Origin of the sequence: Rhodopseudomonas sp. P2A-2r (genome assembly GCF_026015985.1) — a bacterium.
Lineage (GTDB): Bacteria > Pseudomonadota > Alphaproteobacteria > Rhizobiales > Xanthobacteraceae > Tardiphaga.
Genome location: NZ_CP110389.1, coordinates 119456 through 139343, shown reverse-complemented (window position 1 = coordinate 139343; position 19888 = coordinate 119456). Strand labels below are relative to the sequence as shown.

General features: G+C 65.7%; 16 protein-coding genes and 4 pseudogenes. 12 read left to right on the top strand and 8 right to left on the bottom strand.

The genetic code is table 11. The annotated features are described in order from the left end of the window. The first annotated feature begins 195 nt into the window (after positions 1-195). Entirely contained in the window at positions 196-996 is an 801-nt protein-coding gene (locus tag ONR75_RS00620; protein WP_265080937.1) for a HesA/MoeB/ThiF family protein, read from the top strand. A gap of 305 nt (positions 997-1301) precedes the next feature. Here the strand turns inward: ONR75_RS00620 and ONR75_RS00615 are convergent, their stop codons facing one another. Next, positions 1302-2303, bottom strand: coding sequence for a 2-hydroxyacid dehydrogenase (locus ONR75_RS00615; protein ID WP_265080936.1), 1002 nt, complete (start codon positions 2301-2303; stop codon positions 1302-1304). Between the two features lie 214 nt (positions 2304-2517). Here ONR75_RS00615 and ONR75_RS00610 point away from each other — a divergent pair, with 214 nt between their 5' ends. Then, positions 2518-3057: an SH3 domain-containing protein gene (locus tag ONR75_RS00610; RefSeq protein WP_265080935.1), complete on the top strand. Its 540-nt coding sequence runs from the start codon at positions 2518-2520 to the stop codon at positions 3055-3057. 157 nt (positions 3058-3214) lie between these two features. Here ONR75_RS00610 and irrA read toward each other — a convergent pair whose 3' ends face one another. Continuing rightward, positions 3215-3706 carry an iron response transcriptional regulator IrrA gene (gene irrA, locus ONR75_RS00605; protein WP_265080934.1) on the bottom strand — a complete coding sequence of 164 codons (492 nt, stop codon included), beginning with the start codon at positions 3704-3706 and terminating at the stop codon, positions 3215-3217. 314 nt (positions 3707-4020) lie between these two features. Between irrA and fabA the strand changes: the two genes are divergently transcribed. The 5 genes from fabA (at position 4021) to ONR75_RS00580 (ending at position 7996) form a co-directional block, all read left to right on the top strand. Next, on the top strand, positions 4021-4530 hold the full coding sequence (gene fabA / locus ONR75_RS00600; protein WP_265080933.1) for a 3-hydroxyacyl-[acyl-carrier-protein] dehydratase FabA: 510 nt from the start codon (positions 4021-4023) through the stop codon (positions 4528-4530). Positions 4531-4641: 111 nt separating this feature from the next. Further along, positions 4642-5868, top strand: a complete 1227-nt coding sequence (gene fabB / locus ONR75_RS00595; protein WP_265080932.1) for a beta-ketoacyl-ACP synthase I — start codon at positions 4642-4644, stop codon at positions 5866-5868. Positions 5869-6076: 208 nt separating this feature from the next. Next, positions 6077-6883: an enoyl-ACP reductase FabI gene (fabI, locus tag ONR75_RS00590; protein WP_265080931.1), complete on the top strand. Its 807-nt coding sequence runs from the start codon at positions 6077-6079 to the stop codon at positions 6881-6883. A gap of 84 nt (positions 6884-6967) precedes the next feature. Continuing rightward, positions 6968-7441, top strand: coding sequence for a DUF2867 domain-containing protein (locus ONR75_RS00585; protein WP_265080930.1), 474 nt, complete (start codon positions 6968-6970; stop codon positions 7439-7441). A gap of 24 nt (positions 7442-7465) precedes the next feature. Then, on the top strand, positions 7466-7996 hold the full coding sequence (locus ONR75_RS00580) for a hypothetical protein (RefSeq protein ID WP_265080929.1): 531 nt from the start codon (positions 7466-7468) through the stop codon (positions 7994-7996). Positions 7997-8003: 7 nt separating this feature from the next. On the opposite strand, the gene ONR75_RS00575 is transcribed toward ONR75_RS00580, so the two are convergent. Beyond that, positions 8004-9122, bottom strand: coding sequence for an FUSC family protein (locus ONR75_RS00575; protein ID WP_265083894.1), 1119 nt, complete (start codon positions 9120-9122; stop codon positions 8004-8006). A gap of 140 nt (positions 9123-9262) precedes the next feature. Between ONR75_RS00575 and ONR75_RS00570 the strand changes: the two genes are divergently transcribed. Beyond that, positions 9263-10627, top strand: coding sequence for an MmgE/PrpD family protein (locus ONR75_RS00570; protein WP_265080928.1), 1365 nt, complete (start codon positions 9263-9265; stop codon positions 10625-10627). A 49-nt stretch (positions 10628-10676) separates the two neighbouring features. Here the strand turns inward: ONR75_RS00570 and ONR75_RS00565 are convergent, their stop codons facing one another. Next, entirely contained in the window at positions 10677-10964 is a 288-nt protein-coding gene (locus ONR75_RS00565) for a DUF1330 domain-containing protein (protein ID WP_265083893.1), read from the bottom strand. A gap of 93 nt (positions 10965-11057) precedes the next feature. Next, positions 11058-11183: pseudogene (locus ONR75_RS00560) on the bottom strand (hypothetical protein); the annotation flags it as partial. Positions 11184-11382: 199 nt separating this feature from the next. Here ONR75_RS00560 and ONR75_RS00555 point away from each other — a divergent pair. Next, positions 11383-12273, top strand: a complete 891-nt coding sequence (locus ONR75_RS00555) for a LysR family transcriptional regulator (RefSeq protein WP_265080927.1) — start codon at positions 11383-11385, stop codon at positions 12271-12273. A gap of 7 nt (positions 12274-12280) precedes the next feature. Here ONR75_RS00555 and ONR75_RS00550 read toward each other — a convergent pair. Together ONR75_RS00550 and ONR75_RS00545 are read right to left on the bottom strand one after the other, a co-directional pair. Further along, positions 12281-13698 (bottom strand): annotated as a pseudogene (locus tag ONR75_RS00550) (serine hydrolase domain-containing protein). Between the two features lie 105 nt (positions 13699-13803). Beyond that, complete coding sequence (locus ONR75_RS00545; protein ID WP_265080926.1) at positions 13804-14919, bottom strand: helix-turn-helix domain-containing protein; 1116 nt, start codon at positions 14917-14919, stop codon at positions 13804-13806. 111 nt (positions 14920-15030) lie between these two features. Here ONR75_RS00545 and ONR75_RS00540 point away from each other — a divergent pair, with 111 nt between their 5' ends. Beyond that, positions 15031-15633 (top strand): DUF1080 domain-containing protein, encoded by a 603-nt coding sequence (locus tag ONR75_RS00540; protein ID WP_265083892.1) that lies wholly within the window; start codon positions 15031-15033, stop codon positions 15631-15633. Between the two features lie 69 nt (positions 15634-15702). Here the strand turns inward: ONR75_RS00540 and ONR75_RS00535 are convergent. Continuing rightward, a pseudogene (locus ONR75_RS00535) lies at positions 15703-17577 on the bottom strand (ATP-binding protein); the annotation flags it as partial. A gap of 247 nt (positions 17578-17824) precedes the next feature. Between ONR75_RS00535 and ONR75_RS00525 the strand changes: the two are divergent. Together ONR75_RS00525 and ONR75_RS00520 are read left to right on the top strand one after the other, a co-directional pair. Continuing rightward, positions 17825-18742 (top strand): pirin family protein, encoded by a 918-nt coding sequence (locus ONR75_RS00525; RefSeq protein ID WP_265080925.1) that lies wholly within the window; start codon positions 17825-17827, stop codon positions 18740-18742. A 69-nt stretch (positions 18743-18811) separates the two neighbouring features. Then, positions 18812-19734 (top strand): annotated as a pseudogene (locus tag ONR75_RS00520) (phosphoribosylaminoimidazolesuccinocarboxamide synthase). Positions 19735-19888 lie beyond the last annotated feature (154 nt).

The window sequence follows — 19888 nt, the reverse complement described above, 5'->3', positions numbered from 1 at the left end:
GGTCGGCAACAGCAGGGCGATGGTTCAGGGGAACCGTCACCAGCGTCGTCATCCTGAGGTGCCGTCGCTCTTGCGACGGCCTCGAAGGATGCGGCCACGAGCACTGAACATGCATCCTTCGAGGCTCGCCGAAGACGGCGAGCGCCTCAGGATGACGGTTGAGTGTGTTGAGATATCAATGATGGGCGTCACTGCATGCTAAGCTCGGAAGAACTCGAACGCTATGCCCGCCACATCGTGCTGCGCGAGGTCGGCGGCCCCGGCCAGGCGGCGCTGAAGGAGGCGTCGGTGCTGGTGATCGGCGCCGGCGGGCTCGGCGCGCCGGTGTTGATGTATCTGGCGGCGGCGGGCGTCGGCACGCTCGGCGTGGTCGATGACGATCACGTCTCGCTGTCCAACTTGCAGCGCCAGATCATCCATTTCACCTCCGATGTCGGGCGGCCCAAGGTCGACAGCGCCGCGGCGCGGGTCGACGCGCTCAATCCGCATGTGAAATTCGCCGCGCATGACACGCGACTGACCGCAGCCAATGCAATGGCGCTGATCTCCGGCTACGATCTGGTGCTCGACGGCTCCGACAATTTCGCCACGCGCTATCTGGTGTCCGACGCCTGTCATCTCGCCGGCGTGCCGCTGGTCACCGCGGCGCTCGGCCAGTTCGACGGGTCGCTGACCACGCTGCGGCCGTTCGAGCGCAATGCCGAAGGGGAACTCAACCCGACCCTGCGCTGCCTGTTCCCGGAACCACCGCCGCCGGGCACGGTGCCGAGCTGCCAGGAAGCCGGGGTCATGGGCGCGCTGGCCGGCGTGCTCGGCTCCATGATGGCGCTGGAAGCGATCCGCGAGATCGTCGGCTTTGGCGAGGGGCTGGTCGGTCGCCTGCTGATGGTCGACGCCCGCGCCATGCGCTTCGAGACGCTGCGCTACAAAAGGGATCCGGAGAACCCGCTCAACGGCGACGCGCCGACGATCGTGGATCTTAGCGGGCACGAGTAGGACACCCTATATTGCGGAGCACAATAAGTGCATTTTGTGCAATGCAGCATCTGTCGTCGCTGGCGGGAATCCCCGATCGGCCATTGATGAAGCCGTGCCGCAACGGACTGGAGCGGGAGCGCCTCGAATGGTGCGGCGCATCATTCCGAAATTTCGTTTGCAATTCAAAAGCTTGGTGAGGAACAAGGGCGGCTGCCCGCGACGTCGATCCTGATTGATCCGCTCCTCAATGCTGCACCTTGTTGCGCAGCAAAACAGGCGACTGGCGACGAAAATGCTGCAGCAATGCTGCAGCATTTTGGGCCCTACAGCATTCCCGGCAGCACGCGGTCCGGCGGCTTGTGGCCGTCGAGGAAGGCGCGGATGTTGACCACGACCTTCTCGCCCATCTCGACGCGGCCCTCGATGGTCGCCGAGCCCATATGCGGCAGCAGCACCACCTTGCCGGCCTTGGCCAGCCGCACCAGCTTGGGATTGACCGCCGGCTCGTGCTCGAACACGTCGAGGCCGGCGCCGGCGATGTCGCCGGATTCGATCAGCTTGGTCAGGGTCTCTTCGTCGATGATCTCGCCGCGCGCGGTGTTGACGATATAGGCGTCCTTGCGCACCAGCTTGAGGCGGCGGGCCGACAGCAGGTGGAAGGTCGCCGGGGTGTGCGGGCAGTTCACCGAGATGATGTCCATCCGCGCCAGCATCTGGTCGAGCGAATCCCAATAGGTCGCGCCCAGTTCCTCGGCGATCTTCGGGGCCACCGGCTTGCGGTTGTGATAGTGGATCTGCAGCCCGAAGGCGCGGGCACGGCGGGCCACGGCCTGGCCGATGCGGCCCATGCCGATGATTCCCAGCCGCTTGCCGCCGAGTCGGCGACCGAGCATCCAGGTTGGCGACCAGCCGGGCCAGTCCTTGCCGTCGGTGAGGATCGAGGCGCCCTCGATCAGCCGCCGCGGCACTGCCAGGATCAGCCCCATGGTCATGTCGGCGGTGTCTTCGGTGAGCACCTTCGGCGTGTTGGTTACGGTGATGCCGCGGGCCTGGGCGGCGGGCACGTCGATATTGTCGACGCCGTTGCCGAAATTGGCGATCAGCTTCAGCTTGATGTCGGGCTGCTCGAGCAGTTCCTTGGTGATTTCGTCGGTGACGGTGGGCACCAGCACGTCGGCGGTGCGGATCGCTTCCGCCAGCTGTTCGCTGGTCATCGGCTGGTCGTCGAGATTGATGCGCGCGTCGAACAGCTCGCGCATGCGCGTCTCGATGCTGTCCGGCAGCTTGCGGGTGACCACGACCAGAGGCTTTTTCTTCACCGACATGTCCAGCGCTCTCGTAACTTTAGCCTACCCGTTCAGTTCGCATTAACCCGGTTGTCTGAAACTGCCGCCATCACGCGAGCGTTACGTTTCCTCGGGGTTCCGCGAGCCTTTTTGGCTTCCGGCGTTCGGTCCTCTCTAGCAGAAGGCCGGGCCAAGACAAGAACCCAGCGGCGCGTGCGACGCGATGGCGAATGATGTGTGCGGGGCGGGGTTGATGGCGTTGAAGCGTGTGGTGGTGTCGGTCTTGCTCGCAACTGCGATGGCGGGCGCCTCGATCGAACCGGGATTTGCGGCCAGGGATACGTCCAAGGACACCAATGTCGGCGCCAGCGGCCTGCCCGTGCCGCGCTATGTCAGCCTGAAGTCCGACCACGTCAACGTCCGCGCCGGTCCGACCAAGGACAACGACGTGGCTTGGGTCTACACCAAGATCGGCCTTCCCGTGGAAATCACCGCCGAATACGAGAACTGGCGCCGGGTCCGCGATTCCGAGGGCGCCGAGGGCTGGGTCTATCACTCGCTGCTGTCCGGCCGCCGCACCGCAGTGGTCACCATGAAGAACAAGGACGATCTGGCGTCGATCTACGACAGCCCCGACCCCAAGAGCGCGGTGGCGGCCCGGCTGCAGGCCGGCGTGGTGGCGCAGGTCAAGCGCTGCAACAACGGCTGGTGCCGGGTGATCGGTACCGGTTTCGACGGCTGGATCGAGCAGCAGCGGCTGTGGGGCGTCTATGCCGACGAGAAGGTGGATTGAGGACAGTCGCGTCAAACGCGGTTGTCGTCCCCGCGCATGCGGGGAACCAGTAAACGGCGCAGCCGCAGTTAGATCATCAAATTCAGCGGTTACTGGGTCGCCCGGTCCTGGCGCGCAAGGGCGCGCGGCCGGGCGATGACAGCGAGTGTGCTGGGCTTCAGCGCTTCTTGCGCAGCCGGACGACCATGTCGATGCGGCTGATCTCGTAGCCCTCGGGCACTTCGGGCATCGACTGCAGCACCAGGTTCGAGTCGGCGATATCGACCAGCTCGTGGTTGTTCTCGAGGTAATAATGGTGGTGCGCGGTGACGTTGGTGTCGAAATAGGTCTTGGTGCCGTCGACGCTGACCTGCCGCAGCAGGCCGGAATCGGTGAGCTGGTTCAGGGTGTTGTACACCGTGGCCAGGGACACCGGGACCTTCGCGAGGGTGGCTTCCTCGTAGAGCATTTCCGCGGTCAGATGGCGCGCGCCCTTGCCGAACAGCAACCAGCCCAGCGCCATGCGCTGCCGGGTAGGGCGCAAGCCCACCGACTGCAGCATTTCGTTGACGTCATGCCACGGACAGCCGGTCAGCGCGGGCTGGCGACCATGACCGATCGCCGCAACATTGGCGACGTCATCATTCGTGCTCGAAGAGCTGTCACTCATATCCACGTCAGAATCCTGCCGTTCACGAAAACTGTAGCCTTCATTATATGAAGCCTGGGGTTCAGATGCAAGTTTTTCGCAACTGGGAGCCATGCGTCCGGCGCCGGGGCGCCCGCGGCCGGTGGCGGCCGTCGCGCATGGCGACGATGTCGGCCCAGCGGCGTGAGCCGCCGCTTTGCCGCCTCACAGGCCTGTGATAGAGAGCCCGCGGCGGACGGGGGATGTTCCGCCGGACTGGAACAGCGCGCACCCGCCGATGGGTAGGGAAGCGCGCCCGATTTGACGTTGTCGATTTGCATTTGGAAGGCCGGAGCATGGTTCAGGAACGACGCAGCAGCTACGAATACGAGGATCTGCTGGCGTGCGGTCGCGGCGAATTGTTCGGGGCCGGCAATGCGCAGCTGCCGCTGCCGCCGATGCTGATGTTCGACCGCATCACCGAGATCACCGACACCGGCGGCGAATTCGGCAAGGGGCTGATCCGCGCCGAACTCGACGTCAATCCGGACCTTTGGTTCTTTGCCTGCCACTTCAAGGGCGATCCGGTGATGCCGGGCTGCCTCGGCCTCGATGCCATGTGGCAGATGGTCGGCTTCTTCCTCGGCTGGTCCGGCGGGATCGGGCCCGGCCGCGCGCTGGGGCTCGGCGAGCTGAAGTTTTCCGGCCAGGTGCTGCCGAACATCAAGAAGGTCGTCTACACCATCGACGTCAAACGGGTGATGCGTTCAAAATTGTGGCTTGGCATTGCCGACGGCTCGCTTTCCGCCGATGGCGAGGTTATCTATCGCGCCAAGGATCTGAAGGTCGGCCTGTTCAAGCAATAGACGCGTGCCGCATTGCGGCCGGGAAGGTCATCTAACCCGTGCTGCGCAAACGGCGGTCTCCAGCAGGACATCGTCAGTCGATAACACGTAATTTTAGAGGGCGAGGCGATCATGAGGCGGGTTGTCGTCACGGGGATGGGCATTGTCTCATCTATCGGAAACAACACTCAGGAAGTGCTTGCGAGCCTCCATGAGGCAAAGTCGGGCATCACGCGCGCCGACAAATATGCGGAGCTCGGCTTCCGCTCGCAGGTGCAGGGCGCGCCGACGCTCGATCCCTCGGGGGTCATCGACCGCCGCGCGATGCGCTTCCTCGGTGAGGGCGCGGCGTGGAATCACGTCGCCATGGAGCAGGCGCTGCAGGATTCCGGGCTGGAACAGTCGGATATCTCCAACGAACGCACCGGCATCATCATGGGCTCCGGCGGCCCTTCCGCGCGGACCATCGTGGAAGCTGCCGACATCACCCGCACCAAGGGCCCCAAGCGCGTCGGTCCGTTCGCGGTGCCGAAGGCGATGTCGTCGACGGCCTCCGCGACGCTCGCCACCTGGTTCAAGATCAAGGGCGTCAACTATTCGATCTCCTCGGCCTGCGCGACCTCGAACCATTGCATCGGCAACGGCTACGAGATGATCCAGTGGGGCAAGCAGGACATCGTGTTCGCCGGCGGCTGCGAGGAACTCGACTGGTCGCTGTCGGTGCTGTTCGACGCCATGGGCGCCATGTCGTCGAAGTACAACGACACGCCGTCCACCGCCTCGCGTCCCTATGACGTCAGCCGCGACGGCTTTGTCATCGCCGGCGGCGCCGGCGTGGTGGTTCTCGAGGAGTACGAGCACGCCAAGGCGCGCGGCGCCAAGATCTACGGCGAGATCATCGGCTATGGCGCCACGTCCGACGGCTACGACATGGTGGCTCCCTCCGGCGAAGGCGCCGAGCGCTGCATGAAGATGGCGCTGGCCACCACCGGCGGCATAAAGATCGACTACATCAACCCGCACGCCACCTCGACTCCGGCCGGCGATCCGCCGGAAATGGAGGCCATCCGCAAGGTGTTCGGCACCGGCGAGAAGTGCCCGCCGATCTCCGCCACCAAGGCGCTGACCGGCCATTCGCTGGGCGCAACCGGCGTGCAGGAGGCGATCTATTCGCTCCTGATGATGCAGAACGGCTTCATCTGCGAGAGCGGCAACATCACCGAGCTCGATCCGGTGTTCGCCGACATGCCGATCGTGCGCAAGCGCATCGACAATGTGAAGGTCGGCACCGTGCTGTCGAACTCGTTCGGCTTCGGCGGCACCAATGCCACGCTGGTCTTCAAGCGCATGGATGCGTGATCTTTCTTCCTAACCTCTCCCCGCCCCTGCACAGCGAAGCTGTGCTAGGCGGATTTCGGGTGAGGGGCGATTTCCACAAGACCCTCATGGTGAGGAGGCGCTTTTTCAGCGCCGTCTCGAACCATGAGATGTTCGGCCCATCCTTCGAGACGCGCGCAAGGGCGCGCTCCTCAGGATGAGGACGGTTAGAACCGGAGAGCGATAGAAGATGCAGGGACTGATGCACGGCAAGCGCGGGCTGATCATGGGCGTCGCCAACGATCATTCGATCGCTTGGGGAATCGCCAAGACGCTGGCGGCGCACGGCGCCGAGCTGGCGTTCAGCTACCAGGGCGAGGCGCTCGGCAAGCGGGTCAAGCCGCTGGCGGAATCGCTGAAGTCGGATCTGGTGCTGTCCTGCGACGTCGAGGACATCGACAGCGTCGATGCCATGTTCGCGACGCTGAAGGAGAAGTGGGGCAAGCTCGACTTCGTGGTCCACGCCATCGGCTTCTCCGACAAGAACGAATTGAAGGGCCGCTACGCCGACACCACGCGCGCCAACTTCTCGCGCACCATGGTGATCTCCGTGTTCTCCTTCACCGAGGTGGCAAAACGCGCCGCCGAGATGATGCCGGACGGCGGATCGATGATCACCCTGACCTTCGGCGGCTCGACCCGGGTGATGCCGAACTACAATGTGATGGGCGTTGCCAAGGCCGCGCTCGAAGCATCGGTGCGCTACCTCGCCTCCGACTTCGGCCGCCAGGGCATTCGCGTCAATGCGATTTCCGCCGGCCCGGTGCGCACGCTGGCCGGTTCCGGCATCGGCGATGCCCGCGCCATGTTCGCATTCCAGCAGAAGCATTCGCCGCTCGGCCGCGGCGTCACGCTGGACGAACTCGGCGGCTCGGCGCTGTATTTCCTGTCGGATCTCTCCGGCGGCGTCACCGGCGAGACCCACTTCGTGGATTCCGGCTACAACACCATCTCGATGCCGCATCCCGATGCGCTGAAGGCCGACGCGACGGAGTAAGGCTGCGCGCGCGGACTCGCGGCGGCGCGCAAATCGTCCTAGGCTCGGCGGCATCGATCGATCCGACTGCTGCAGGAGTCGTCCATGTCCGTCCAAGCTATCGCGCCTCCCGCCGATGCCCGCACCTTTCTGCCGGGCGCGCAGTTTGCCGATGCCTTTACCCTCACGGTGAGAGATCCGGCGCTCGACGCGCGCGGCGCGGCGCAGCGCCTGTTCGGGACATCGCCGGGCTGGGTGCGCGCGCTTCTGGTTCTACGCGACGCCATCGTTGCGCCGTTCGGCATCACAACGTCGCAGACCGCTGCCCGGGCCCCCGTCGACCGCGTCGGCATGTTCCCGGTGGTCTCGGACACCCCGCAGCGTCTGGTCGCCGGCTTCAACGACGTCCATCTCGATTTTCGCGTGCTGGTCGATGTGGCGCCGGCGCAGGGCGGCACCCGTATCACCGTCACCACCGTGGTACTGACCCACAATTGGCTCGGCCGCTGCTATCTGACTGTGATCTTGCCGTTCCATCGGCTGGTCGCGCGCGCCGCGCTGAGTCAGGCGGCCGGCTGAGCGATCGGCGGGAACTTCAGCGGCTTGTGGCCGTTGCCCAGCATGGATGCCACCGACAGCCAGCGCGATGACGATGCCGAAAAGCTGATGCTGGCCCGTGCCTTCGACGCGGCGTGGGAGCAGTTCACCCTGCGTGAAGGCACCAATGCCGCCAACGACGACAATCGCAAGCGTCTGGCGGCGCGGCTTGTGGCGATGGCCAAGGCCGGACAGTCCGACGAGGACATGCTGAGTGAAGCCGGCCTGATTCACCTGTGCGTGCTTGCCGAGGCTTCGCGCCTCGGCCAGCGCCAGCGCAGGGCACCGGCGCAACTCGCCACGCCGACCGCCGATGTCTCCGATCCCCAGGACGCGGCCGGCAAGGTATTTGCGCCGGATACGGTCGAGGCGATGTCCACCGCGCTGAACCTGTGTCTCGATGAACTGCCGCTGCGGATCCCGTCCGAGGCCCTGAAACTGCTGTCCACCAGCATTCTCGACGAGGCGTCGCGCGGCGAGCGCGATCCCGAGCGTCTTCAGGAACATGCGCTAGATGCGCTGAAGGCGCGGCAATAGCTCCGCGTCAGTCCGCCGCGATGCCTTTCGCGGCCGGCGAAGCCTCGCTCCAGTCGGAGACACAGCGTTCCAGATCCTTCAGATCCTGCCGCATCTGCTCCAACGCAAAGCCAAGCGCGAAGAATCGTTCGGCCACGTCGCCGGGAATGCCGCGGGTCAGCCCTTCGCTGCGCACTGCGGCAATTTCCGCGCTGTAGCCCTGCAGCGCGGCCAGCACCGGCCACATCGCCGGCGCGCCCTTGCCGCTGCGCAAGGTCACGGCGACGCTGCGCAGATAGGTGGTGATGGCGTCGCTGACCCTGGCCAGCGGCGCGGCGAGCCGGATCTGCAATGCGTAGGGCAGCGGCACCAGCGTGGCGCGGCCGAGAATCACCAGGTCGTGGCGCAGCCGCAGCACGGTGCGCAGCAGCGGCCCGGTGTCGGGACCGGACGACAGATGCGCGGCGCGTTCGCGCTCGGCCTCGGCGCCAATGTCGTTGAGCCCGGTCAGCGACCTGCCGATGCCATCCTGCAGGCGATGCAATTCGTCGTTGTCCAGCCCGCGTGTCAGTCCCGCGAGCAATTCCTTCAACGCTGCGGCCATCAGTTCGAGCACGTTCGCAGCGGCGATGCGGATCTGGCTGTGCGCCCGCGACGGCAGCACCAGGAACGATACCAGCAGGCCGGTGACGGCGCCGACCGCCACTTCCAGCACGCGATCGATGGCCGATTCCAGCGGCGTGCCGTGGTTCATGGTCGGCAGCAGCAGCACGATGATGGCGGTGACGGTGGCGACGTTGAGGCTGGGATTGATGGCGGCGATGAAGGCCAGTGGCGCCACCGCCAGCACCAGGACCGCGAGCAGCGCGCCTTCGCCGCTGTGCGGGATGAGAATGGCCACCGCGCCGCCATAGATCGCACCGCCGATGGTGCCGACCAGGTAATCGCGCGTCGCCTTCAGCGAGCGGCCGACGCTCATCTGCGTCACGATGATCGAAGTCAGCACCGCCCATAGCGGCAGCTTGAGGCCGAGCGCGGTGGCCACCGCCAGCGCGCTGAACGCCGCGGCGGTCACGCGGATGCCGAGCCCCAGTTCGACCTTGCGGGACTGCAGCAGCGCAAGCGCGCGTTTCAATATTGCGGTCATGATGCCTTGCGCCGGCGTCGGCCGGTCGTGGTTGACATGACAGTCGTCGGGTTGCGGCATGGCTGCTGCCCCCGTCGTGCTGTCGGCTTGAAGTCCGGAAGTGGCCCCTTACGGTATCGCCATAAAAGTGAGGAAACACGATGGCCGATGAAACCGCAACGCTCGCCGCCTATGTCGCCGACCTGAAATTCGATGATATTCCGGATGAGGTGCTGGCGCGCGCCAAGGTGCTGACGCTGGATTTCCTCGGCAGTGCGATTCGCGCCCGGCGCGAGGCGGAATCGACGCCGGCATTGCTGAAGATGCTGCAGGTCCTGGCGCTCGACGGCGACGGCGGCTCCACGGTGTTCGGCGACAGCAAGACCTGGACGCCGGCAGTCGCTGCCCTGCTGAACGGTGCGCTCGGCCATTCGCTCGACTTCGACGACACCCACGCGGATTCCTCGCTGCATCCCAGCGCGCCGGTGGTGCCCGCCGCCTTTGCGGTCGGCGAGATGGTCAATGCCTCCGGCCGCGACGTGCTCACCGCCATCGTCGCCGGCTATGAAGTGTGCTGCCGGCTCGGCAATGCGCTCGATCCCACCTCGCATTACGCGCGCGGCTTCCATCCCACCGCCACTGCCGGCACCTATGGTGCGGCGGCCGCCGCCGCCAAACTGTTCGGCCTGTCGAAAGACCAGATCACCTCGGCCTTCGGCGTGTCCGGCAGCCAGGCCGCGGGCTCGCTGCAATTCCTGGTCAACGGCGCCTGGAACAAGCGCTACCAGGTCGGCGCCGCCGCCATGAACGGCGTGTTTGCAGCGACTTTGGCGAAGAACGATTTTGTCGGCGCCACCGAATCGGTGGAAGGCAAGCACGGTCTGCTGGTCGGCTACAGCAACAACGCCCATCCGGAGAAAGCCACCGCCGGTCTCGGCACGGTCTACGAGACCATGAAGATCGGCGTGAAACCCTATCCGAGCTGCCGCTACACCCATGCGGCCATCGATGCCCTGATCGCCATGCGCCGCGAACACAATCTGACGCCGGATCAGGTCAAGCGCGTCGAGATCGGCCTGCACCGCAACGGCATCACGCTCACCGGCGACGCCGCCACCAAGCGGCATCCGACTTCCATCGTCGGCGGCCAGTTCTCCATGTTCTTCACCGGCGCGCTGGCGCTGGAGCAGGGTAGTTTCGGCTGGGACGACTATACGAAACTCGGCGATGCCGCGATCAATACGCTGGCCGATCGTTTCGACGTGGTGCAGGACGCCCGCCTCGAGGGCAAGGTGCATCCGTTCGGCGCCCGCGTCAGCATCACCACCGAGGACGGCGTGCACGAGCGGATCTATGCCGATCCGTCCGGCGAGCCGAACTCGTTCCCCGACGCCGCAGCGATGCAGCAGAAGTTCCTGCAGCTGGCGCGCCCGGTGCTGAACGGCGGGGCCGAGAAATTCTCCGACGCGATTTTGACGCTGGAACGTTACGACCGCGTCAGCACGGCGACGGCGCTGGGACGATAGCGAGTACGTAGGATGGGTTTCGCTGGGACGATCAACCCATCCTACTGAACTACGCCCCGTCGATGATGATGAAATCGGCCTCGGCATATTTTTGCCGGATCGCTTTCGCCGCCTCGTATTCCGGGCTGCGATAGCAGGCCGTTGCAGTGGCGCGGTCGGCGAATTCGACCACCACGTTGCGCTCACGCGCATTGCCCTCCATTGCCTCGAAGGCGCCGCCGCGCACGATGAAACGCGCGCCGAATTTCTCGAACGCCGGCCTAGCCGCGGCGAGATAATCCGGATAGCGGGCCTCGTCGCGCACGGAAACGCGGACGATCCAGTAGGCTTTCGACATCATGGTTCTCCAGTTGTGATGTGATGAACGTGGGGCCGTCGACGCCGGGTCGGCGGTGCCGCGGATGGCGGTCTCGATGCCGGCGCGGGTCACGCCGATATCGCGCAAATCGTAGTCGCTCATGTCGCGCAGGGACGCGCGCGCCTTCTGCTGTTCGTTCACGCGGCGCCAGCCGGAGCGCAACGCGGTGAAGGCCGCGCGGAGGCCGGCGCGGATCATCCGGGCGCGTTCGGCCCGGGCGTTGCGAATGATGGTCTGTCTCGTTGCCATCCACTGCTGCGGCGTCAGAAGGCGCGCGTCGTGCGCGCGTGGATCGAAGTCGTCTGCCATGGCCGATCCTTTCGTCGGCTGGTTTACCCGACGCAGAACATCCCATAAAATGAATAATCGAGATCATTTTGATCTTACGGAGAGATGAATGGATCTGGCCGAACTGCGCATCTTCCGCGCCGTGGTGCGCGAGGGTGGTGTCACCCGCGCGGCCGAGCGGCTGCATCGCGTGCAGTCCAACGTGACGACAAGGGTGCGTCAGCTCGAGGACGATCTCGGCACGCCGTTGTTCGTGCGCGAGGGCAAGCGGCTGCACCTGACGCCGGCGGGCCAGACACTGCTCGGCTATGCCGACCGGCTGCTGGCGCTGGCCGACGAGGCGCGCGATGCGGTGCAGGATCCGCGGCCGCGCGGCATGTTTCGCCTCGGCGCCATGGAGAGCACCGCCGCCGTGCGGCTGCCCGGGCCGTTGAACGAATTCCACCGCCTCTATCCCGACGTGCAGCTCGAGCTGCGCATCGGCAATCCGCAAACGCTGGCCAAGGGAATTCTCGCCGGCGACCTCGACGCCGCCTTCGTTGCCGAGCCGATCGCCGCGGCGCCATTCGATCGCGTGCATGCCTTCGACGAGGAGCCGGTGATCGTGTCGGCGGCGGGCCATCCGCCGATCGGCCGGAAAGACGGCGCACCGCGCGCGGTGCTGGTGTTCGAGAACGGCTGCCCGCATCGCAAGCGGCTGGAGGACTGGTATGCGAAGCGCGGCGAGATGCCAGAGCGCACCATCGAACTCGGCTCCTATCACGCCATGCTCGGCTGCGTGGTCGCAGGCATGGGCATCGCGCTGCTGCCGGAGAGCGTGCTGTCGACCTTTCCCGAAGGCAAGCGGCTCACCGTGCACCGGCTGCCGGTCGGCGAGAACCGCGCCGAGACGGTGCTCATCTGGCGCAAGGGCGCCGCCTCGCCGAACGTGCAGGCGCTGCACAGGGTGCTGGTGGACTCCCGCCCGGCCGCTCCTGTGCGCGCGAAACGCAAGGCGTAGCGGGCCTCTACGGCGCGTCCCGTTCGCTGCGGGTCGCAGAGATCACGTCCGCCACCAGCCGCGAGACGCCTTCGATGTCGCCACGGTCGCGCGCGATGCCGAAGCGGGCGATCACCAGGCGCTGCGACGGCAGCACGATGACATATTGTCCGAAGGTGCCGCTGGCATAGAAGGAGTCGGCGGGCCAGCCGTGCCCGGTCCGGAATTTCGCGCCAAAACTGTCGCCGCGGTTGGTCCAGAAGCCGGCGCCGATGCCGACCCAGGCTTCGGGCGTCGGCGTTGCTGACACCGCGACCCATCGTTCCGGAAGGATGCGCTTGCCGCCGACCATGCCGTCGTCGAGATAGAGTTGGCCGAACCGCGCCCAGGCGCGCGCCGGCGCCAGCATCTGGCTGGAGCCCTCCGGCGTGCCGGTGGCGTCGAATTCCAGCGTGACGTTGCGCATGCCCAGCGGGTCGAACAATTCCCTTCGCGCAAACCGCAGCACGTCGGCAGCCGTGCCGCCCACGGCATCGCGGATCAGCCGCGACAGGATGACGGTGTTGCCGTCGTGATAATTCCAGGCGCTGCCGGGCGCCGTTTCCAGCGCGGCGCGTTCGGCGAAGCCGGCCATGTCGCGTTCGGCGAACTTCATCTGGTTGACCGGCGCGATGGTGCTGGCGAGCGAAGCCTGGAGCGAACTGCCCATCGCCAGTCCGCTGGTGTGACGGAGCAGATGATCGAGGGTGATGGCATGGCGTGGATCGCCGGGACTGCGCCACGCAGCGACCGCGGCAGGTTGATCCAGAGCGAGCTTGCCCTGACGCACCAGAATGCCCGAGAGCGCCGACATCACCGACTTGGTTGCCGACCAGCCGAGAACCGGCGTGTCGATGCCGTAGCCCGGCGCATAGCGCTCGGCGATAACGCGGCCGTCCTTGAGCACGACGATCGCCTTGGTGTGGCGCAACGGCGGCTGCTCCGGCTCGGCGAAGGCGCGGTCGAGCGCTTGCCGCAGCTCCGGGGTTGCGGCTTCGACCATGGCGGGGCCGGCGATCTCCGGCAGCAACGGTCGCTGCGGGGCCACCGTCGGCAGCGGCGTTGCCGCGGCGGATTCCCCTCATCGACGAGGCGACAACCGAGCCCGGCGCGCTCGACCGCGCGGCTGCGGCTGCCGCCGAGCAGGGTGCTGGTCACCTCGCGGCGGTCGCGGTCGACATTGTAACGAAGCGCCCAGCCGATCAGCCCGACGCCGGGCATGGCCTCCAGGGTTTCCGCATAGGCCGCGTCGGGATCGACGCCGGACACGAAGGCCGCCGAACACAAGGTATGGGCGACGAAGCCGGTGGCGATGCGCGGTGCGTCCTGCGCGCGGGCGGCGGCCCAGGTGAGCGCACCCAGCGCCGAGACGGCGGCGAAGATTGTGATCTGTCGTTGTCGGGTCATGGCCTGCTCCGGTCATCCGCACCACTGCGGTGCACGGAGCAGGCCCGAGCGCGGCATCGGCGGCTCGCCGAATTCGAAATCGTGCAGCCGGAAAATCGGGCGCGGCTAGCCGATTCTGAAATTCTCTTTCAATTGCAATGGTGTGGGCGGTGGCGCGGGGACCGCATGGCGGCGGCGATAGTCGGTGGGGGTCAGTCCTGTCGCGGCCTTAAACGCGCGGTTGAACGGTCCCAGCGACTGAAAGCCGGCATCCATGGCGATGGTGATGACCGGCACCGCGGCCTGGGTCGGGTCGGCCAGTGCGGCCTTCACTTCGGCGATGCGGTGGTCGTTGAGAAAGACATTGAAGTTGCGGTGGCCCAGTCGCTGGTTGATCAGCCGCCGCAATTTGTATTCGGGCACGGCGAGCCGGGTGGCCAGCGATCCGATGGTGACGTTCTCGTGGCGATAGATGCGGTCATTGGTCATCAGCCGGTTCAATGCTGCGAGCATCTTTTGATCGGCGGCGTCGGCGAGGTCGCTGCGAATCTCCCGCGGCGCATCGGCAACCGATCGCGGCATCGCCGGCGCGGCGAACAGGTCGCGGCCATCGATCCGCGTCAGTGCCAGGGCCATGCCGGCGACAACTGCGGCGAGCAGTGCGGCGTTGACGGTCGTGGCCATGTCGGCGCCGGCGCGACCGAACCAGGCGAGCTGCATGACGGCATTGATGGCGCCATAGGCGGTGGCCGCGACCACGACGGCCAGTCGCAGCCGGCGACGGCCTTCGACCAGGTCGGCCCGCCAGGAGGAGACGGCCTGCGCCACTGCCAGCGCGATGAAGCCCAGCGCGGCGATGTTCAGTGCGGTGCCAAGTACCTGTGCGAGCCGGAGATGGTCGGGCACCAGCAGCAGGCAGTCGACCAGGCTGAGCGCGACCATCGCCGCCCATGGCAGCGCATGCCACCTTCGCAGCGCGAAGCCGTCGTCGAACAGCGCCCGTGTGAACAGCCACAGCACCACGACGTTGCCGGTGGACAGCGCGATCAGCGGTGCGCGCCATGCGGCAACCGGCGCAACAAATCCTGCACTGACCGCATGGGCCGCGGCGCCCAGTGCCAGCGCGGCCGCCAGCCGTCCGGCCACGCCGCGGCTGTCGCGCAGCAGCAGCGTGGTCAGCAACAGCAGCAGCGCCACCGTGCCGGCCTTCAGCGCGAGATCAATCATCGGAAATGACGTCATGGCCTGGCTACCGAAATTATCTCTTTGCGCACTGCGCGGCTTGGCGATTTACAGGACCGCGATCCCGGGTCTAACTTGATATCAACAAAAGACCCATGGGAGGAAAGCAACATGAAACGCATCGCTGCGATCGCAGTCTGTTATGTCGTCAGCTTTGCTGCCTTGCAATATGGCAGTATCACCCATGGCCAAACCGACGAGGGCTGGATCACGCTGCTTCAGGACCAGACCATCGGCGACTGGGACAAGGTCGGCGACGCCAACTGGACAACCACCGACGACGGGCTCGTCGCCGACCGGCTGATCGGAAAGGATCCCGCTTATCTCGTCAGCAAGACGTCCTACAAGGATTTCCAGATCAGGGCGGAATTCTGGGCCGACGACGCCGCCAACAGCGGCATCTTCATCCGCTGCGATACCAACAAGACCATCGACTCGAAGGTCTGCTACGAGGTCAACATCTTCGACAAGCGCCCCGATCCGAGCTACGGCACCGGCGCCATCGTCGATGTCGCCAAGGTCAATCCGATGCCGAAGGCGGCGGGAAAATGGAATACCTACGAGGTCACGGCAAAGGGCACGCATCTGATCGTCGTGCTGAACGGTGAAAAAACCGCCGACGTCGAGAATTCGCAGCACGCCGAAGGGCCGATCGCGCTGCAATACGGCTCCGGCATGATCAAGTTTCGCAAAGTGCAGATCAGGCCGCTGTAGCCGGCGCCGATGGTGTGGTCGGGCTGACAATCGGACCCTCGGGCGCGGGTTGCAGCATCCCTCCGTGGCCAGCGCGCTGCGCAGCATGCGCGCCAGCTCGGTCTTGCGGTACGGCTTGGCTAGTAGCAGCACGCCGGTGTCGAGCCGCCCGTTGTGGATGATGGCATCCTCGGAATAGCCCGACGTGAACAGGACCTTGAGCTGCGGGCGGCGCAGCAGCGCGGCGGCGGCGAGCTGACGGCCGTTCATCGCGCCCGGCATGATGAGGTCGGTGAACAGCAGGTCGATCTCCTGCGCGCCGTTGATGACGGCCAGGGCCTCATCTGCGTTGGCTGCGGTCAGCGTGACGTAGCCGAGGCTTTCGACCTGGGCCAGCACGAAGGTCCGCACCAGCGGATCGTCCTCGACCACCAGCACGGTCTCATGCCCGCTCTCCATGCGGGATGGACTGTTCGGCTCGACCGCATGAGCGGCACCGGTGGCTTGCGGCAGGTAGATCCTGATGGTCGTGCCCTGGCCGGCCTCGCTGTAGACGGTGATGTGGCCGAGCGACTGCTTGACGAAACCGTAGACCATGCTGAGGCCAAGCCCGGTTCCCTTGCCGACCTCCTTGGTGGTGAAGAACGGCTCGAACACCTTGTCCAGGTTCTCGGCGGCAATGCCGTGGCCGGAATCGCTGACCGCGACCAGCACGTAGTTGCCCGGGGCCACATCGCCATGGGCGGTCGCATAGGCGTCATCGACGGTCACGTTGCTGGTCGCAATGGTCAGTTTGCCGCCGTCCGGCATGGCGTCGCGCGCGTTGAGCGACAGGTTCAGGATGGAGCTGGTCAACTGGCTTGGGTCGATCAGCGCGCGGACCGTGTCGCTGGAGAGCGCCATCTGGATCTCGATGTGTTCCCCAAGCGTCGGCTGCAGCAGGCCGGTGGCCTCGATGATCAGTGAGTTGACGTCAACCTCCCGCGGGTGCAGTGGCTGCTTGCGGGCAAAGGCCAGCAGGCGCCGCGTCAGATCGGCGCCGCGGCCCGCGGCATCGTCGATCATCCTGGCGAGGGTGGCCAGTTGCGGCCGGTCGGCGACGGCGTCGGTGAGAACCTCGATCGCGCCAACGATCACGGTGAGGATGTTGTTGAGGTCGTGGGCCACCCCGCCGGTGAGCTGGCCCACCGCTTCCATCTTCTGCGCCTGGCGTAGATGCACGTCGACCACGTTCTTCTCGCGCAATAGCCCGTCCTTCTCCGCGACCAGTACCTTCATACGGTCGAGAGCAACCTGCAGGGCCTCCGCACGTGAGGCCGTCGCCACCGCCTCGGCCAGCACGTTGGCGAAGCCGGTGAGAAAGTTGATGTCGTACTGATCGTAATCGTGCTGCCGGTCGTTATCGATCTCCAGGACGCCATAGGGGAGGTCATCGCTGCCCTTGATGATGACGTCGATGGTCGAGACGATGCCGTGCTCGGCATAGAAGGCAGGCAGTATAAAATGGCCATCCAGGCGCAAATCTCTGCAGATCGCGGGCTCGCCAGTGGAGAAAGCGCGACCCTGCGGTGAGCTCATGTCGACGCGCAAGACGCAGCCGACGACGCCATGCTGCCAGCCGTGGCCAGCGACAATCAGCAGGTCGTTTTCCTGGGGCCGATAGCGGCAGACCTTGGCGAACGGCACGTCGAGGCCCTCGGCGCAGACCCGTACGGCCTCCGCCAGGATCTTGGTCATGTCCCATTGCCGCAAAGCGAAGCTGCCGAACCGCGCGATGGCCGCCTGCTGCCTCAATAGCTTGCGAATCTTCGCGGCGGCGTCGGTCATGGCGCCATCGAGGGAGGAATGGTCTGCCAAAGTTGCGAGCGCCAGGTCGGCGCCCGCGCTCGGCGTGTGGATGAGCGAACTGGGCAACGCAGACTCCCCGATTCCGGCACAGCCGGCCAAGCGATCGATTTCAGACATGTCCCATACGGCCTGCCGGGCTGGACAAATCGGCAAGGTGGAAACGCGACCAATGAATCGCGCCAAGGCTGCGCCAAACAGCATGGCACGTCTGTTTCGTCCTGACCACCGCAGGTTGCGGGTGCGCGGCTGCGGAACGCTACGTTGGGTGGCCTTCCTGCTGGCGCGCCGCCGGTAAAGCCGCCATTGTCAGCTCCTGCGCGGCGCGGGATAATGCCGCCGCAACCGCAGACTTCCCGGAGCCCTTATGAGCTGGCAGCCCTCCAACGATCCGATTCTCGGCGATCCGCAGTCCTGCGACGCGCTGGAACTGGTGATCGTGCCGCGCACCCGCGATCTCGGCGACGGCTTCCAGGTCCGCCGGGCGCTGCCGCACGGCAAGCGGCAGATGGTTGGCCCGTTCATCTTCTTCGATCATTTCGGCCCGGTGCAATTCATGTCCGGTAAGGGCATGGACGTGCGCCCGCATCCGCATATCGGCCTCGCCACCGTCACCTATCTGTTCGACGGCTCGATCATGCACCGCGACAGCGAGGGCAATGTTCGCGAGATCCAGCCCGGTGCCATGAATCTGATGACCGCCGGCCGCGGCATCGCGCATTCCGAGCGCACGCCGGACGTGCAGCGCGCGAACGGCCAAAGAATGCTCGGCCTGCAGAGCTGGATTGCACTGCCCAAAGGCTCCGAGGAGATCGCGCCGTCATTCCAGCACTATGCGGCGGACAGCCTGCCCACCGTCGCCGATACCGGCTTCACCGCGCGGATCATTGCCGGCGCTGCGTTCGGCAAGGCATCGCCGGTGACCATGGTGTCACCATGGTTCTACGCCGAGGTGACGGTCGAGGCCGGCACCAGCGTGCCGCTCGATCCCGACCATGATGAGCGCGCCATCTATGTGGTCGACGGCGAGATCGAGATCGCCGGCGATCGCTATGAAGGGCCGCGGCTGCTGATCTTCCGGCCTGGCGACGCCATCACCGTGAAGGCGCTGCGCCCGACCCGCATGATGTTCCTCGGCGGCGATGCGCTGGAAGGACCACGTCACCTGTGGTGGAATTTCGTCTCCTCCAGCAAGGAGCGCATCGAGCAGGCCAAGGCGGACTGGAAGTCCGGCCGCTTCGCCCATGTGCCGGACGAACACGAATTCATTCCGCTGCCGGAATAGCCTTCAAACCTCATCCCCACGGCCACCGGCGCGCGCGCCGGAACGGCGCTGCTTTCGAAAGTCCAGTCCATGACCACCGCCACCATGTCCACCAGCGACCTGCCGCTTCCCGCATCGGCCGCGGCAAGGTCCGCGATATCTATGCGGTGGGCGACGACCGCGTGCTGCTGCTGACCACCGACCGCATCAGCGCCTTCGACGTGGTGATGGCCGAGACCATCCCGATGAAAGGCGCTGTGCTGACCCAGATCAGCGCCTGGTGGTTCAACCAGCTCGGCGGCGTGGTGCCGCATCACATGATTTCCGCCGACGCCGACGACATCATCGAACAGGTGCCCGAACTGGCCGGTCATCGTGCCGCGCTCGCCGGGCGCGCGATGCTGTGCAGGCGCACCATGGTGTTTCCGGTCGAATGCGTGGTGCGCGGTTATCTGTCGGGTTCGGCGTGGAAGGAATATGCGGCGTCAGGCACGTTGGCGGGTGAGAAGCTGCCGGACGGGCTGCAGGAAAGCGAGAGGCTCGAACCCGCGATCTTCAGCCCGGCCACCAAGGCCGAGACCGGCCACGACGAGAACATCACCATCGCGCAGATGCGCGAGGTGCTCGGCGAAGAGACCGCCTATGTGCTGGAGAGCATGAGCCGCGCGGTTTACACCCAGGGCGAGGAGATCGCCCGCGAGCAGGGCATCATCATTGCCGACACCAAGTTCGAATTCGGCCGGGATCTCGACGGCCGCATCATCCTTATCGACGAGGTGATGACCCCCGACAGTTCGCGCTTCTGGGCCGCCGACGCCTACAAGCCCGGCCAGCCGCAGCCCTCCTTCGACAAGCAGCCGCTGCGCGACTATCTCGACAGCGAACGCCGTGCCGGTCGCTGGAACGGCGAAGCCCCGCCGCCGCCGCTGCCTGCGGAGGTCACCGAGGCCACCAGCAAGCGTTATCTGGAAGCCTATCGCCGGCTCACCGGCGAAGAGTTGGTAGTCACCTAATTTTTCCAACCGGGCCCGCTCCGCGCGATCTGTAACAAAATAGAACTTGTCCGCATGAGCCGCCGTCGTCTACCAAAGACGGCGGCGATTGCGCCAGCTGCATGGCTCCGACGGGTTTTGTCCGTGATCGATGTCGATTTTCTCCTTGCCGCTC